Origin of the sequence: Pseudomonas sp. AAC, assembly GCF_000725445.1 — a bacterium.
GTDB classification, from domain to species: domain Bacteria; phylum Pseudomonadota; class Gammaproteobacteria; order Pseudomonadales; family Pseudomonadaceae; genus Pseudomonas; species Pseudomonas citronellolis.
In genome coordinates this window covers 36,767-52,736 of the sequence record NZ_KL647097.1, presented here as the reverse complement: position 1 = coordinate 52,736, position 15,970 = coordinate 36,767, and the positions used below count along the sequence as shown (strand labels likewise).

Below are 15,970 nucleotides of genomic sequence, written 5' to 3'. Positions count from 1 at the left end.
CGTTTTCAATCCGGCAGGGTGCCGGTATAGCGGGCGCGTGGGCGCAGCAGCGGGTGCTGGTGGTATTGCTCGCTGGCATGGGCGATCCAGCCGATGGCGCGACCGACGCCGGCGAGGGCGATTTCCTGGCCCTGCAAGCCCAGCTTCCGACCAATGAAAGTCAGCAGGAGGATGAAGTCCATGGGTTGCCCCGTGAGTTCCTCAGCGACTTCCGCCGCTTCCAGCAAGCTGCGGAACTCCGCGTCTCTGGCGAATAATCTGTGCAGGCTCTGCAGCAGGAACGTGGCCCGTGGATCGCTCTCTCCATGCTGGTTGGAGCCGAAGCCGAGGATTCTGCCGTCCTCGCGGAAACGCTGGACAACCGGGTCCGCTGGATTCCGGGCTGTACAGATGTCGTCCAGCAGGCGCGCCACCGACTCGTTCCTGCCATAGGCCAGGTGTCGGCCCCGTGACGAGGCTATGCCCACGATCGCTGCATAGTAAGGTGTGATGCCGGTATTCGCGGCGGCCCGAACACTGTAGGTGGTCGGGTCGAGTTCGTGGTCGATGGAGAGGATCAGCACCTGCCGGATCAGATCGGCAAGCGCGTCGTTCACGCCTAGTGATTCGGCGATGAACCGATGCAGCGGACGGTCATCGGGTGCAGCAGCGCCGACCAGCAGGGCGGCGAACCAGCGGACCACATCGACACCGGTGCGGGCGTAGCCATCCACCGACAGATCGTGGGCACGCGGATTCTCGCGCTCCAGCAGCGGGAACAGTGCGACCAGCTTTTCTCCCACGGCCAGGTCGGCCACTGCCTTGAGCAAGGCGCCGGTATTCTTCGGCCGCCGCGGCGCGGGAGCCTGAAAGGCGCCCTCCGACTGCCACATCAGTTCGGCCACGGCCTCGACGCTGGCATTGGTGGCCAACTGCGTGACGTCCTGCCCCCGATAGTACAGCCCCTTGTCCGTCAACAACGTGATCGAGCTTTGCGCGCCGACGGAGGGAGAGTCACCACTGACGCCGGCCGCCGGCTTCAGCTTGCGCAGGCGTTCGATATCAGCCGCCCAGTACTTGCGGCTGCGTGAACCTTCGACCTTGATCGAACGGATGTTCTTGCGGCTGACATAGGCATAGAGCGTCGGCAGGCTGATGCCGAGCGCTCCGGCGGCCTCCTCGGCGCTGAGATAGAGATCGTCTTCTGGGGTGGGCATGCCGGCCTCGGATTGATGGATTTTATACAGATTTACTATTTATGAGGCTCTATATATCTTGCTGTCAACATCAACTGAATACATATATTGATCAATACATGTGTTCGCCAGACGGAGACACGCATGGAAATTCGTGTTCTGGCGCCCAACGGCGCTGTGGGTACCGGTTTTAAGGAAAGCTCGCTGGAGCGCGGGGTGTCGCTCTCACCGCATGTGATCGCTTGTGATGCCGGCTCGACCGATTCGGGGCCGGCTTACCTGGGCAGCGGCAAGGCCCGGCTCTCACGCGAGGCCTGCAAGCGGGACCTGCGCCTGCTCCTGCTGGCCCGCGACAAGCTCGACGTGCCGCTGATCGTGGGCTCCTGTGGCACCAGCGGACGCGATGCGGGAGTCAACTGGATGGCCGAGATCGCGCTGGAGATCGCCGACGAGGAAGGGCTCAATTTCCGCCTGGCGCTGATCTACTCCGACCAGGACAGCGAGTACCTGAAGCAGCGTCTGGCCGATGGGCGCATCCAGGCCCTGCAACCGGCACCGCCCATCGACGAGCATGTGATCGAGCGCAGCCATGTGGTCGGCATGATGGGAACCGAGGCGCTGTCGGAGGCGCTGGATGACAATGCGCAGGTAATTCTCGCTGGCCGCGCCAGCGATTCCGCGCTGTTCGCTGTGGTCCCCGAGCGCCTGGGAGCCGACCGGGGATTGATCTGGCATGCGGCGAAGACCATCGAGTGCGGCGCCGCCTGCTGCGTCACACCAGCCGCCGACGGACTCATCGCCTACATTCGCGAGGACCATTTCGAGATCGAACCGCTGGATCTGCAGGCGCGAGTGACGCCGCTGTCCATCGCCGCGCATACGCTCTACGAGAACGCCAATCCCTTCCTGCTCACCGAGCCGGCCGGCACCGTGGATACCGAGCATGCCGTCTACACCGCCGCCAGCGAGCGCAGCGTGCGGGTGAGCGGCTCGCGTTTCCATCCGGCGCAGCGCTACAGCATCAAGCTGGAGGGTTCCGAGCCGGTGGGCTTCCAGTCGGTGATCATTGGCGGCATTCGCGACCCGAAGATATTCCTCGGGCTGGACCGACTGATCCCGATGGCCAAGCAGTACTTTCACCAGCGCATCACGCAACTCTTCGAGGGCCGGCTTGGCCCGGCGGACTACGACATCAGTTTCCGCAGTTACGGCCGCGGCGCGGTCATGGGCGAGCTGGAAGTCGAGCGTGACAGTGTGCCGATCGAAGTCGGGGTGCTGATCACCGTCACCGCGCCCACCCAGGAGTTGGCCAGCAAGATCGCCACCTTCGTCAGTCACGTCAGCGCGCACCTGCCGGTGCCGGGCTACGAGGGCATCATCAGCACCATCGCCTATCCCTTCTCGCCGCCATACCTGGAGCGGGGTGCCATCTACCGGTTCAGCCTCAACCATGTGCTTTTCCCCGATACGCCGAGCGAAATGTTCCGTCGCAAAATGATCGAGGTGTAACCCATGACCCAACTCTCCGAGCTCTGCAGCCTGATCCGCTCCAAGAACGCCGGCCCCTTCATGCTCACCTTCGACCTGATGTTCACCTCGGCAGAGCATTACCAGCGCGCCAGGCGGACCCAGCCCATCACCCGGGAACTGATCGCCCGCATCTATCGCCAGAAAGAGGAGGACATCACGCTGGTCTATCACGATGAAGCCCAGGCGATAAAGATCTCCTTCCCACGACCGGTGTTCCAGGGCGAGCTGAACGACAGCGACTGCTATGGCGGCCAGCAGTACGTGCCGCTGATGAGCATCATGGTCGCCGAGTGATCAGCTTGGTTTCGTGCAACAAGAATAAGGAATGAACATGGCCTGGGTCGGTTTTGCCATGGTGTTGACCTTCATGTACCTGATCATGAGCCAGCGTCTGTCCGCAGTCGTGGCGCTGATCCTGGTACCGGTCTGCTTTGCTGTTGCCTGTGGCTTCGGGCCGCAAATGGGTGGCATGGTGCTGGACGGGGTGCGCCAACTCGCTCCCACAGCTCTGATGCTGATGTTCGCGATTCTGTTCTTCTCGATCATGTATGACGCCGGTCTATTCGAGCCTGCGGTGCGGTGGATCGTGCGGGCGGTGGGCAGCGATCCGCTGCGGGTCAGTGTGGGAACCGCTGCGCTGTCGGCGCTGATTTCCCTCGACGGAGACGGCTCGACGACGGTGTTGGTGGTGGTCACGTCCCTGCTGCCGGTCTATCGTCGGCTGGGGATGAACCCGCTGATCATCGCGACGCTGGTGCTGCTGACCAACACTTCCATCAACCTCGTCCCCTGGGGCGGACCCACTGCGCGGGCGGCGAGCGCACTACACGTGGATGCGATGCAGATCTTCCACGGGTTGATCCCGGTCATGCTCGCCGGCGTCGCCTTCGCCTTCCTCGTGGCGGCCTGGTTCGGCATCCACGAGCGCCGGCGACTGGGCTGGACACCGCAAGCGGGCGGCGGGAACCTCTCGGAAGAGATCCTTGCCGAGGTACGCGACACCCATCGTCCTCGGCTCTTTTGGCTCAACCTTGCGCTGACAGTGGCCCTGGTGCTGTCGATGGTGTTTGGCCTGGGCCCGCTGCCGGTGCTGATGATGGTCGCTTTCGCGCTGGCGCTGCTAATCAATTATCCCCGCTTGGACCAGCAGAAGGCACGAATCGCCGCCCATGCCGACAACGTGCTGAACGTCCTGGCGCTGATTTTTGCGGCGGGTGCTTTCACCGGTATCCTCGCGGGCACCGGCATGGTGGATGCCATGTCCGGCAAGTTCCTTGCCGTGATTCCCACAAGCGCTGGTCCGTACCTGAGCGTGATCACTGCCTTTGCCAGCCTGCCGTTCACCTTCTTCATGTCCAACGACGCCTTCTACTTCGGCATCCTGCCGGTATTGGCAAAAAGCGCCGCGCAGTACGGGATCGACCCACTGCTGGTGGCTCGCGCGTCGGTCCTCGGGTTACCGGTCCATGCGCTCAGCCCGTTGGTGGCGGCGGGGTATCTGATGAGCGGATTACTGAAGGTTGAGGTCGGTGCACTGCAGCGCTTCTCCCTCAAGTGGGCGATTGGTAGCTCGCTGGTGATGATTGCGGCCGCCTTGGCCTGCGGAGCAATCCTGCCCTAAGGCCAGGGGGCTATCTACAAGCAAGAAGGAGACATCGCCCTGGTTTATCGCTACCAGGCCCGGGCAATTAAAGCTTTGTTCCCGCGCCCTGTGTTTCAAGTCGAACTGGGCGACAGCGATTGCTATGGAGGTCAGCGGTACGTTCAGCTGATGTCCATTACGGTGCCTGAGTAATTCGACGCGTGCGATCACCCGATAACAAGGATAAGAAAAATGAGTGCTGCTTTAGGTCCCGTAGACAGCGCGCTGCCAGGCGTGCAGAGCGCGGAAATGATTGCCGCGCGTCTTGACCGGCTGCCTGCCTGTAAAAGCCTGTGGCGTTTCGTGATGTTGCTGGCGCTTGGCGGCTTCTTCGAAACCTTTGAGATGTTTTCGACCTCGTTCGTCATTCCCGGGATGGTCCGCAGCGGGGTATTGGTTGCCACCACCGAGGGCTTTTTTGCCCTCAATGGTGCCGCCGCCTATATCGCTGCCACCTTCATCGGCCTTTTCATTGGCACGCTCGGCTTCGGCATGATTGCTGACAAGTTTGGCCGCCGTGCAGTTTTCACCTATGCACTGATTGGCTACGCGTCGTGCTCGCTGATCATGGCTTGCCAGACCGACCCCCTATGGCTGAATTTTTGGCGGCTGATGACGGCCATCGGCTTGGGTATCGAGGTAATTGCAATCGATGCGTATCTGAGTGAGTTAGTACCGCCGACACTGCGGGGACGGGCGTTTGCGATCAATCGGATCATGTCTTACCTGGCGGTTCCTGCCTGCGGTATCACCTCATTCATTTTTGTGCCGTACGAACCCTTAGGTGTCGATGGCTGGCGGTGGGTGATCGCCATCGGCGCGGTTGGCTCGATCGTGGTCTGGATAATGCGCCGCAAATTGCCTGAGAGCCCTCGCTGGCTGGCTGACAAAGGCCGCCTGGCAGAGGCGGACGCGGAGGTCCGCCAAATGGAACTGGCGGTGGAGAAAGAGACCGGTCAATCATTGGCACCTGCCGTTCCCTCAGTAGAGGGATTGGTCGAGCACAAGAGCCGGTTCAGCGAAATGTGGGGGCCTCGGTACCGCAATCGCACCATCATGCTGGTTATCTTCCATGTGTTTCAGGCCATGGGCATCTACGGCTTTTTAAATTGGGTGCCGACTTTCTTGATCGAGCAAGGCGTGACCGTCAGCAAGAGTCTGGCGTATTCGGTTGCGATGGGACTTAGTGCTCCGCTGGGGCCGGTGCTCGCGATGCTCTTCGCCGATCGTGTGGAGCGTAAATGGCAAATCGTGTTCGGAGCGGTGCTGATCGGGGTAGCCGGTACAGCCTTTGCCGTGTTCCGCGTACCAGCCCTGGTGATCGCCTGCGGCGCCCTGCTGACCATGGGCACGACTATCCTTTCCGTGGGCTATCACGCCTATCAGTCCGAGCTGTACCCCACGCGTATTCGCGGCATGGCGGTAGGGTTCGTGTATTCCATGGGACGCCTGGGTGGTAGCGTCAGTGGCTTTATGATTGCGTTTGCCATGGGCCATTTCGGCGTGCAGGCCGCATTGTTTTCGGTGGCTGCCTGCATGGCTATCTGCGCTTCGTCGGTGGCATTGCTCGGCCCACTGACCGGAGGCCGCACCCTTGAAGAAATCAATGATTGAGCCTTCGGTTCAAACGAACTAATGAGCAATGCCTGCGGCGGAAAACCATGGCTACCGAAATTGAGAATGTGAACATCGCCCACGATTTCTTCTATGTCGGTGGCGGCTATGTTGGACCTCCTGGCAGGGAGGTCATGAGCGGGCAGATGTATGTCGAGGTGCTCCGGCCTGCCCGCGTAACGCAGCGATATCCGCTGGTGTTCGTGCATGGCACCGCGCAAACCGCAACCAATTGGCTGAAAACCCCGGACGGCCGCCGCGGTTGGGCTTACGTATTTGCTGAGCTGGGATACGAGGTCTTCCTGGTCGATCAGCCGGCTCGGGGACGTTCAGCTTGGCATGCGCAACTGGATGGAGAACTTGCCGTCGCTCCGGTCGCGGTAGTCGAGCGTCTGTTTACCGCGACCCAACAAAGCGAGTGGCCGCAGGCAAAGAAGCACACGCAGTGGCCGGGCTCGGGACGTAAAGGCGATCCTGTGTTTGATGCGTTCTACGCCTCGCACGTGCCTTACGTGGCAGACACCGCGAAAAGCCAGCAATTGTTCCAGGCCGCCGGTGCTGCACTCTTAGACAAGATCGGCGAGGCCATACTGATTACCCACTCGCAGGCGGGACCATACGGCTGGTTGCTGGCCGATGTTCGCCCAGCGCTGGTAAAGGCAGTGGTATCGGTGGAGCCGCAAGGACCTGCTGTAGTGAACATGTCGATGCAGCAGGCGCTCAAGGGCGAAAGTCAGAAGCTGGATGACACCCAGAGGCGCCGCTGGGGGATCGCGGATATTCCGCTGACCTACGAACCCGCCCTGCGGGAAGGCGAACACTTGTCTGTGGTTCGACTGGCGGCCACCCGTGCAGATCGACTACCAGCCTGGCAGCAGCAAGAGCCGGCGCGCCAGTTGGTCAATCTGAAATCAGTGCCCTTTTTGATCGTGACGGCTGAGGCTTCTTTCCACGCCGTCTACGATCACTCCACCAGCGCCTTCCTTCAGCAAGCGGGGGTGCCTGTCACTCACTGGTATCTCGAAGACTTCGGCATTCGGGGCAACGGCCATATGCTGATGCTGGAGCGTAACAGTCGAGAAATTGCCGAGCTTTTGCATCGATGGATTGCTGAAATCTAGGTTCTTGCGACGTCTGCTTCTGGCCGATTTCTGCCCCTTTCGACAGGCTGCTTCTGGTCTGGTGACTATGGTTCGTTTGCTAAGGACGGATCCTGGTCACCGTAGGCTTGCAAGTTGGATTTACTCTCGCAACTCAACGGCTTATCTCGCCAGGTTTCCAGAGAGATTCCCAGCCTTGCTGGTGATCTGGAGCAAACGCAAGCATATGGGTGTAGACGTACCAAGTAGGCGTTGGCTAACGATGTGGGGATCACGCTGTCTGCGTTTCCCACCCAATGCCGCGGTGGTATTGCTGAGTCCAACGGATCCTGCGAACCGTCGAGGGGCAAGAGCCCTTTCATTAATGCTGTCGCCAGGACGCAAGAGGCGCTCTCTGACTCAGCACAGGGAGTCGTTGATGGCTTTCGCTATTTCCTTGTCTCGCGCGAATTGATTAGCAGGGCTTATATGCTATTTAAGGATCCATTAGCTATTCGGCCGAGCTCTGATTCGCCATCATAGCAGCCATGAAAAACGCTCCCTCACTCTCCTGGCATCCGTCGCGCCACAGGACCTCGATGCTCCTCGCCAGCGCCTGCCTGGCCCTGGCGGTGGGCATACCTGGTGCCTCGGTGGCCTGGGCAGCGAGCGACACCTCGTCCGCGCCCTCCAAGGAGTTCCCCATGAAGATTCGCCTGGTCGTCGGTGAGCAGGTCGCCACTGCCACCCTGTATGACAACCCCACCGCCAAGGATTTCGCATCGCTGCTGCCGCTGTCCTTGACGTTGACCGACTACGACACCATCGAGCGCGTCTCCGATCTGCCGCGCAAGCTCTCCACGCAGGGCGCCCCCGAGGGCATGACTCCCGCGGCCGGCGAACTGACCCACTACGCCCCCTGGGGCAACCTGGCGATCTTCATCAAGCCGCGCGCCTATTCGCGCAGCCTGCTGCCGCTGGGCAAGGTCGATGAAGGCCTGTCCATCCTGTCCCGGCCCGGTCCCTACAAGGTGCGGATCGAGCGCGTCGAGCCCTAGACCCTATCCCCGTGACAGCCAGCTGCGTGAAAGACATCCCCATCATGACCAAGACCCTCGGGACAAGCGTCATCGCCACGCCGGATAGCCTGGGCGTGGGTCGTCGCACCCTGCTCAAAATGACCGCCGCCGGAATCGCCGCCGTGGGTGTCGGCGCCATTGCCAGCGGCCCGGCCATGGCGCAGTCGTCCGTGAAGCTCAGCGACAGGTGGGACAAGGTGTTTCCCAGGAGCGACAAGGTCGACCACCGGAAAATCACCTTCAAGAACCGTTATGGCATCACCCTGGCGGCCGATCTGTACCAGCCGAAGAACGCCAGCGGCAAGCTCGCGGCGCTCGCCGTCGGCGGCCCGTTCGGCGCCGTGAAAGAGCAATCCTCGGGGTTATACGCGCAGACCATGGCCGAGCGCGGCTTCATCGCCCTGGCCTTCGACCCGTCCTACACCGGCGAAAGTAGCGGCGAGCCGCGCAACGTCGCCTCGCCGGACATCAGCGTCGAGGATTTCAGTGCCGCGGTGGACTGCCTGGGCCTGCTGCCCAATGTCGACCGCGAACGGATCGGCATCATCGGCATCTGCGGCTGGGGCGGCATGGCCTTGAGCGCCGCCGCCGTGGACAAGCGCATCAGGGCCGTCGTGGCCAGCACCATGTACGACATGAGCCGCGTCATGTCCAAGGGCTACAACGACAGCGCGAGCCTCGAACAGCGCACGCAGACGCTGGAGCAACTGAGCCAGCAGCGCTGGAAGGACGCGGAAAGCGGCACCCCTGCGTACCAGCCGCCCTACAACGAACTGAAGGGGGGCGAGGCACAGTTCCTGGTCGAGTACCACGACTACTACCGGACTCCGCGCGGCTATCACCCGCGCGCGGTCAACTCCGGCAACGCCTGGACGATCACCACGCCGCTGCCGTTCATGAACCTGCCGATCCTCACCTACATCAAGGAGATTTCGCCGCGGCCAATCCTCCTGGTTCATGGTGAGAACGCGCATTCGCGCTACTTCAGCGAAACCGCCTACGCGGCGGCGGCAGAGCCGAGGGAACTCATGATCATTCCGGACGCCGTCCACGTGGACCTGTACGACCGGATGGACAAGATCCCGTTCGACAAGCTGATGGCGTTCTTCCAGAAGAACCTGGCCGCGTCGGCATAGAGCCAGCGGGGCGCGCGAAACGCCCCTCGTGCCTGACCCCCCTGACCGCGCTGTCCCAGTGGACGGCGCGGTGTTTCCTATCGAGCGACAAAAGAAAGGCATTCCATGACCACCACCGCCATCGACGCCCCCAAGGGCTCCGACACCCTTCGCGAGCACCAGGAGACGCCAACGTCCTGGAGCGGCGTCTTCGCCCTGGCCGTCTGCGCCTTCGCGCTGATCGCCTCCGAGTTCCTGCCCGTCAGCCTGCTCACGCCCATGGCAACGGACCTGCGTGTCACCGAAGGCATGACCGGCCAGGGTATCGCCATCTCCGGCGTCTTCGCCGTGCTTACCAGCCTGTTCATCTCGGCGCTGGCCGGCAGCCTCAACCGCAAGACGCTGCTGCTGGGCCTGACGTTGGCGATGGGCATATCCGGCGCGATCATCGCGCTGGCGCCGAACTACGTCATTTACATGGTTGGCCGTGCGCTGATCGGCGTAGTCGTCGGCGGCTTCTGGTCCATGTCGGCGGCCACGGCCATCCGCCTGGTGCCGACGCGCGATGTGCCGCGCGCCCTGGCCATCGTCAACGGCGGCAACGCGCTCGCCACCGTGGTGGCCGCGCCGATGGGCGCCTACCTGGGCACCGTCATCGGCTGGCGCGGTGCGTTCCTGTGTCTGGTGCCGGTGTCGCTGATCGCGCTGGTCTGGCAGTGGAAGACCTTGCCATCCATGCCGGCCGCGGTACGCACACCTGGCATCGGCAACGTGTTCAAGGTGTTCACCCTGTTCAAGCATCCGGGGGTTGCCGTGGGCATGCTGGCGAGCAGCCTGCTGTTCATGGGGCAGTTCGGGTTGTTCACCTACGTGCGGCCCTTCCTGGAAACGGTCACGGGCGTGCATGGCTCCGCCATCTCCCTGATCCTGCTGGTGATAGGCGCGGCCGGCTTCATCGGCACCGCGCTCATTGGCCGTGTCCTGCAGCGGGGCTTCTACCAGACGCTGGTCGTCATCCCGCTGCTGATGGCGGCGACGGCCCTGGCACTGGTCGCCTTCGGCGGCTGGACCACCGTCGTCATCGCGTTGCTCGCGCTGTGGGGCCTGACCGGCACCTCGGCGCCCGTGGGCTGGTGGGCCTGGATCGCCAAGGTGTTCCCCAGGGATGCCGAGGCCGGTGGCGGCCTGTTCGTCGCCGTGGTCCAGATGTCCATCGCACTGGGCTCCACCGTTGGCGGCCTGCTGTTCGACCACAGCGGCTACCGCAGCACCTTCATCGCCAGCGCCGTGCTGCTGGCGATCTGCGCGGTGTTGACCCTCATGACCGCGCGCCGGTCCGCTGCACACGGCTGATCGATCCCGCAAGGACCGACTGCCATGAAAAAACCTACGTCACCGTCCACTCTCTGATGTCTCAACGAAGACTCCGGCATCAGCCAGCTCCATAGCGACGGCGACACGCCCGCCGCCCATCGCCAGACAGCCCGCACACAGGAGAAAGTCCATGACCGTCAAAGCCTACGGCGCCTATGCCAGCGATCGCCCCCTCGAACCGATCGACATCACCCGCCGTGCTCCCGGCGCCCACGACGTACAGATCGACATCGCCTATTGCGGCGTATGCCACTCGGATTTGCACCAGGTGCGCTCCGAATGGGCAGGCACGCGCTATCCCTGCGTACCGGGCCACGAGATCGTCGGCCGCGTCTCGGCCGTGGGAGCACAGGTCTCGAACTTCAAGCCGGGCGACCTGGTCGGCGTAGGCTGCATCGTCGATAGCTGCAAGCACTGCGCGGATTGCAGCGAAGGGCTGGAAAACTACTGCGACCTCATGGTCGGCACCTATAACTTCCCGACCGCCGATGCGCCGGGCCACACCCTGGGCGGCTACTCCCAGCGGATCGTGGTGCATGAGCGCTATGTGCTGCGCATCCGGCATCCCGAGGCGCAACTGGCCGCCGTGGCGCCTCTGCTGTGCGCTGGCATCACCACTTATTCGCCGTTGCGCCACTGGAACGTGGGGCCTGGCCACAAGGTCGGGGTGGTCGGCATCGGCGGGCTAGGGCACATGGGCATCAAGCTGGCCCATGCCATGGGCGCGCACGTGGTCGCGTTCACCACCTCCGACTCCAAGCGCGAGGCGGCCAGGGCCCTGGGGGCCGACGAGGTGGTGGTCTCGCGCAACCCCGGCGAGATGGCGACGCACAGCAAAAGCTTCGACTTCATCCTCAACACCGTGGCCGCGCCGCACGACCTGGATGCGTTCATGGTGCTGCTCAAGCGCGACGGCAGCATGACGCTGGTAGGGGCCCCGGCCACGCCGCATCCGCCCGTCGAAGTATTCAACCTGATCATGAAGCGCCGCGGCCTGGCCGGCTCGATGATCGGCGGCATTCCCGAGACCCAGCAGATGCTGGATTTCTGCGCCGAGCACGGCATCGTCGCGGACATCGAGATGATCCGCATCGCGGAAATCGACGCGGCCTACGAACGCATGCTCAAGGGCGACGTGAAGTATCGCTTCGTCATCGACTGCGCTTCGCTCGCCGCCTGAACGCTCAAGACGACCTATCCCATCGCAGCAACTCCGGGAGACACGCATGCACTACACGCACCTCGGCCGTACCGGCCTCAAAGTCAGCCGCATCGCACTGGGCGCCATGAACTTCGGCGAGCTGGCCGACGAAGCCACCAGCTTCAGGATCATGGATGAGGCGCTCGGCGCCGGCATCAACCTTTTCGACACAGCCGACGTCTATGGCGGGCCGCAGTCGCCGGACATGGCCAAGGGCTTCGGCACGTCCGAGGAGATCATCGGCAACTGGCTGGCTCAGGACAAATCGCGCCGCGACAAGATCGTGCTGGCCACCAAGGTCTATCAGCCGATGGAGACCGGCCCCAACGACAAGTACCTGTCGGCCTACCACATTCGCCGTGCCTGCGAGGCGAGCCTGAAGCGCCTGAAGACCGACCATATCGACCTGTACCAGATGCACCACATCGACCGGGCAACGCCCTGGGAGGAAATCTGGCAGGCGATGGAGCAACTGATACGCGAAGGCAAGATTACCTATGTCGGCTCCAGCAACTTCGCCGGCTGGGATATCGCCACCGCACAGTTGACCGCCGCTTCGCGCAACCTGCTGGGCCTGGCGTCGGAACAGAGCCTGTACAACCTCACCCAGCGCACCATCGAGCTGGAAGTGATTCCGGCGCTGCGCCACTTCGGGATAGGCCTGATCCCGTGGAGCCCGATCGGCATGGGCCTGCTGGGCGGTGTGCTGCGCAAAGTCGCCGAGGGGCGCCGGGCCACTCCGGCTCTGCAGCAGCGGATCAACAAGCTGCGCCCGCAACTGGAAGCCTACGAGGCGCTGTGTGGCGAACTGGGTGAGCCACCTGCGGTCGTGGCGCTCGCCTGGTTGTTGCACAACCCGGTCGTCACTGCCGCAATCAGCGGTCCACGCACCGCCGAGCAGTTGCAACAGAGTCTCGATGCGCTGTCCCTGAAGCTTTCGGACGAGACGCTGGCCAGGCTGGACGAGATCTGGCCGGGACCGGGTGGCGAGGCGCCAATGGCCTACGCCTGGTAGGAGCGATGTCGTTCTAGGCCTTCTTTCCCCGCGGGCGAGTGAAGCGCAGCGCGTTGACGACCAGCGAGAAGGCCGGCGATGGCTGCCGTCGGCTTGGGTAGTACAGGTAGTACCCCGGGAAGGGGGCGCACCAGTCTTCCAGCACCCGGACCAGGCGGCCATCTTCAATGTGGGGTGCGAATTCTTCTTCCGGTAGCCAGGCCACTCCCAACCCTGCCAAAGCGGCATCCACGATGTTGGGCGAGGTATTGAAAGTGAGCTGGCCATCGACGCGGACATTCAGCGTGTGCCCGCGTCGCTCGAATTCCCAGACATAAAGCCCTCCACCGGACTGCATGCGCATATTGATGCACTTGTGGCTCATCAAGTCCCGCGGGTTCGCAGGTTCGGGATGTTCGGCGAAGTAGGCTGGAGAAGCCGCGACGGCCATGCGGATCGGCGGTCCGATGGGCATCGCGATCATGTCCTTGTCGATGGTGTCCCCCAGGCGCACGCCGGCATCGAAACGATCCGCCACTATGTCGCGGAAACCGTAGTTCACATCGAACTCCATCTTGATGTCGGGGTACTCGAGCAGCAGGGGCGTCAGCTTGGGCAGCAGCGTTGTTCGCAGAACATGATCGCCGCAAGTGATGCGTACCGTACCCGCAGGCTTGTCGCGCATCTCCGTCAGCTCCTCCAGCTCCGCATCGATTTCATCGAAGCGGTGGCCGATGGCCTGCAGGAGTCGCTCGCCGGCAGCCGTGGGGGAAACGCTGCGGGTGGTGCGCGTGAGCAGCCGGATCTGCAGCCGTGCCTCCAGGCCGCTGATCGCTTGGCTGAGCGCCGATTGGGTGACGCCCAGCAGGGCCGCGGCACGGGTGAAACTGCCTTCGCGTGCGACCGTGACGAAGTAGAGGAGGTCGTTGAGGTTGCGTTTGATCATGGTCCGGCTTGCAGTGAATTGATAAGCAGGGCTAATAGTTTATTTGTAAATTAATCAGTCGATCAATCGGCCCGTTTGGCGATGCTGTACAAGGCTTTTCTAGGTCTTGGCGTCGGGGAGTTGTCCTAGGCCGCTCGCGCATCCAGGCTAGCCACATTCCAGCCCGATAGCCGATGGCGCATTCGTTCTTAATCTGCCTTACCAGTCCGAGCAGCCTGTTCTCGTGTTCTTAACGCGCCGATATGTCGGTTTAATACAATTTCCTCTACTACAGCGGTGCCTGCATGCCACGGGAAAACTTCAATGATCTGGTTGCCTTCATTACGGTGGCACGAGAAGGCAGCTTCACCAAGGCAGCGGCGCAGCTTGGGGTTTCCCAGTCGGCGCTCAGCCACACCATCCGTGCCCTGGAAACGCGCCTCGGCCTGCGCCTGCTCAGTCGCACCACTCGCAGCGTCTCGCCTACCGAGGCCGGCGAGCGGCTGCTGCAGACACTGGCGCCGCGCTTCGAGGAGATCGAGGCCGAACTCGCGGCACTCAGCGATTTCCGTGACAAGCCGGTCGGAACCTTGCGCATCACGGCCGCCGAACATGCTGCCACTACCGTGCTCTGGCCGAAGCTGGCGAAGGTGCTGCCGGATTATCCGGACATCAAGGTCGAGGTGAGCATCGATTACGGCCTGACCGACATCGCCGCCGAGCGCTTCGATGCTGGGGTGCGTCTGGGCGACCAAGTGGCCAAGGACATGATCGCCGTGCGTATCGCTCCGGACCTGCGCATGGCGGTGGTCGCCAGCCCCGCCTATCTCTCCCGCAACGGCCGTCCGGACGACGTGCAGGCGCTGGCCGGCCACGACTGCGTGAATCTGCGCCTGCCGACCTACGGCGGTCTGATGGCCTGGGAGTTCGTCAGGGAGGGGCACGAGGTGAAGGCGCGGGTGGAGGGGCAACTGGTATTCAACAGCAGCCCGCACATCCTGCGCGCGGCGCTGGACGGCTTCGGCCTCGCCTATCTGCCACAGGACATGGTCGTCGGGCACGTCGCTGAAGGCCGCCTGGAACAGGTACTGGAGGACTGGTGCCCGACCTTCCCCGGCTACCACCTCTACTACCCGAGCCGGCGGCAGAAGTCCCGCGCCTTCGCAGTGCTGGTGGAGGCCCTGCGCCATCGGGACTAGAGGCCGGGCGCAGGGCGTGGCATATCCGCGGGGCGTCAGCGGAGCGGGCGGCCCTCGATGGGATAGGCGGGGTCGCTGTAGCCGGGGGTTGAGGCATGGCCGGGCGGCACCAGGTTGTCCACCAGTGCTTCGTCCTCCGAGGTGAGCTTCACGTCGAGCGCCGGCAGGTAGCCGTCCCAGTGCGCCTCGGTGCGCGGGCCGGCGATGATGGAACTGACCAGCGGATTGTTCAGTACCCAGGCCAGGGCGAACGCGGCTGGCGTGGTGCCCCGGGCAGCGGCGTGCTCGGCGATGCGCTGGGCGATCCGCAGAGATTCGGGACGCCACTCGGTCTGCTGGATGCGCCGGTCGCCACGGCCGACGCGGGAGTCCGCCGGCGGTTCGGCGTCGGGCCGGTACTTGCCGGTGAGCACGCCGCGAGCCAGCGGGCTGTAGGGCACCACGCCGATGCCGAAGTGGCCGGCGGCGGGCAACTGTTCCACCTCGGCGGTGCGGTCCACCAGGTTGTACAGCGGCTCACTGCAGACGGGACGGTCGATACCCAGCCGGTCTGCCAGGCGCACCACCTCGGCGATGCGCCAGCCCCTGAAGTTGGAAAGGCCGTAGTAGCGCACCTTGCCCTCGCGGATCAGCTCACCCACCGCGCGTAGTCCTTCCTCCAACGGCGCATCGGTCACGCTGCGGTGGAAATAGACGATATCTAGGTAGTCGGTGCCCAGGCGCCGCAGGCTGTTCTCCACCGACTGGCAGATCCACTTGCGCGACTGGCCCTGGGCATTGGGGCCATCGCCGAAGGCGTAGCCGAACTTGCTGGCGATCACCCAGTCGTCGCGGTTGGCAGCGACGGCGCGACCAACCACCTCCTCAGAGCGACCCTTGTGGTAGACATCTGCGGTGTCGATGAAGTTGACGCCCTGCTCGAAGGCCTTGTCGATTATGCGCCGCGACATGGTCTCGTCGGTCTCGCCGCCGAACATCATCGTGCCCAGGCACAGGGGAGAGACTTTCAGGGCACTGCGTCCCAGGTAACGGTATTCCATGGG

15 protein-coding genes are annotated in these 15,970 nt (G+C 63.2%); 12 read left to right on the top strand and 3 right to left on the bottom strand.

Annotated elements, in window-relative coordinates:
* Positions 1-5 precede the first annotated feature (5 nt).
* Positions 6-1,196 (bottom strand): citrate synthase, encoded by a 1,191-nt coding sequence (locus tag FG99_RS13945; protein WP_043270455.1) that lies wholly within the window; start codon positions 1,194-1,196, stop codon positions 6-8.
* Between the two features lie 123 nt (positions 1,197-1,319).
* Here FG99_RS13945 and FG99_RS13940 point away from each other — a divergent pair, with 123 nt between their 5' ends.
* The 11 genes from FG99_RS13940 (at position 1,320) to FG99_RS13895 (ending at position 12,824) form a co-directional block, all read left to right on the top strand.
* Positions 1,320-2,684 carry an acyclic terpene utilization AtuA family protein gene (locus tag FG99_RS13940; RefSeq protein WP_043270447.1) on the top strand — a complete coding sequence of 455 codons (1,365 nt, stop codon included), beginning with the start codon at positions 1,320-1,322 and terminating at the stop codon, positions 2,682-2,684.
* Positions 2,685-2,687: 3 nt separating this feature from the next.
* Positions 2,688-2,999, top strand: coding sequence for a DUF4387 domain-containing protein (locus tag FG99_RS13935; protein ID WP_043270446.1), 312 nt, complete (start codon positions 2,688-2,690; stop codon positions 2,997-2,999).
* 37 nt (positions 3,000-3,036) lie between these two features.
* On the top strand, positions 3,037-4,326 hold the full coding sequence (locus FG99_RS13930; RefSeq protein ID WP_043270440.1) for a CitMHS family transporter: 1,290 nt from the start codon (positions 3,037-3,039) through the stop codon (positions 4,324-4,326).
* Positions 4,327-4,338: 12 nt separating this feature from the next.
* The gene (locus FG99_RS33245) at positions 4,339-4,500 is read left to right on the top strand and encodes a DUF4387 family protein (RefSeq protein WP_156060085.1); all 162 of its coding nucleotides are present in this window, start codon (positions 4,339-4,341) and stop codon (positions 4,498-4,500) included.
* 39 nt (positions 4,501-4,539) lie between these two features.
* Entirely contained in the window at positions 4,540-5,961 is a 1,422-nt protein-coding gene (locus FG99_RS13925) for an MFS transporter (RefSeq protein ID WP_051878839.1), read from the top strand.
* 47 nt (positions 5,962-6,008) lie between these two features.
* Positions 6,009-7,082, top strand: a complete 1,074-nt coding sequence (locus tag FG99_RS13920; RefSeq protein ID WP_043270437.1) for an alpha/beta hydrolase — start codon at positions 6,009-6,011, stop codon at positions 7,080-7,082.
* Between the two features lie 557 nt (positions 7,083-7,639).
* Positions 7,640-8,098, top strand: coding sequence for a cyclophilin-like fold protein (locus FG99_RS13915; protein ID WP_081884622.1), 459 nt, complete (start codon positions 7,640-7,642; stop codon positions 8,096-8,098).
* Positions 8,099-8,274: 176 nt separating this feature from the next.
* The gene (locus FG99_RS13910; protein ID WP_218187149.1) at positions 8,275-9,255 is read left to right on the top strand and encodes an alpha/beta hydrolase; all 981 of its coding nucleotides are present in this window, start codon (positions 8,275-8,277) and stop codon (positions 9,253-9,255) included.
* Positions 9,256-9,360: 105 nt separating this feature from the next.
* Positions 9,361-10,587, top strand: coding sequence for an MFS transporter (locus tag FG99_RS13905; protein WP_043270431.1), 1,227 nt, complete (start codon positions 9,361-9,363; stop codon positions 10,585-10,587).
* A 151-nt stretch (positions 10,588-10,738) separates the two neighbouring features.
* The gene (locus FG99_RS13900) at positions 10,739-11,788 is read left to right on the top strand and encodes an NAD(P)-dependent alcohol dehydrogenase (protein WP_043270430.1); all 1,050 of its coding nucleotides are present in this window, start codon (positions 10,739-10,741) and stop codon (positions 11,786-11,788) included.
* 46 nt (positions 11,789-11,834) lie between these two features.
* Positions 11,835-12,824, top strand: a complete 990-nt coding sequence (locus FG99_RS13895) for an aldo/keto reductase (protein WP_043270428.1) — start codon at positions 11,835-11,837, stop codon at positions 12,822-12,824.
* Between the two features lie 13 nt (positions 12,825-12,837).
* Here FG99_RS13895 and FG99_RS13890 read toward each other — a convergent pair whose 3' ends face one another.
* A complete protein-coding gene (locus tag FG99_RS13890) occupies positions 12,838-13,749 on the bottom strand; it encodes a LysR family transcriptional regulator (protein ID WP_043270423.1) in 912 nt (303 codons plus the stop codon).
* Between the two features lie 284 nt (positions 13,750-14,033).
* On the opposite strand from FG99_RS13890, the gene FG99_RS13885 reads away from it, so the two are divergent.
* The gene (locus tag FG99_RS13885) at positions 14,034-14,927 is read left to right on the top strand and encodes a LysR family transcriptional regulator (protein ID WP_043270422.1); all 894 of its coding nucleotides are present in this window, start codon (positions 14,034-14,036) and stop codon (positions 14,925-14,927) included.
* Between the two features lie 35 nt (positions 14,928-14,962).
* Here the strand turns inward: FG99_RS13885 and FG99_RS13880 are convergent, their stop codons facing one another.
* The gene (locus tag FG99_RS13880) at positions 14,963-15,967 is read right to left on the bottom strand and encodes an aldo/keto reductase (protein WP_043270420.1); all 1,005 of its coding nucleotides are present in this window, start codon (positions 15,965-15,967) and stop codon (positions 14,963-14,965) included.
* Positions 15,968-15,970 lie beyond the last annotated feature (3 nt).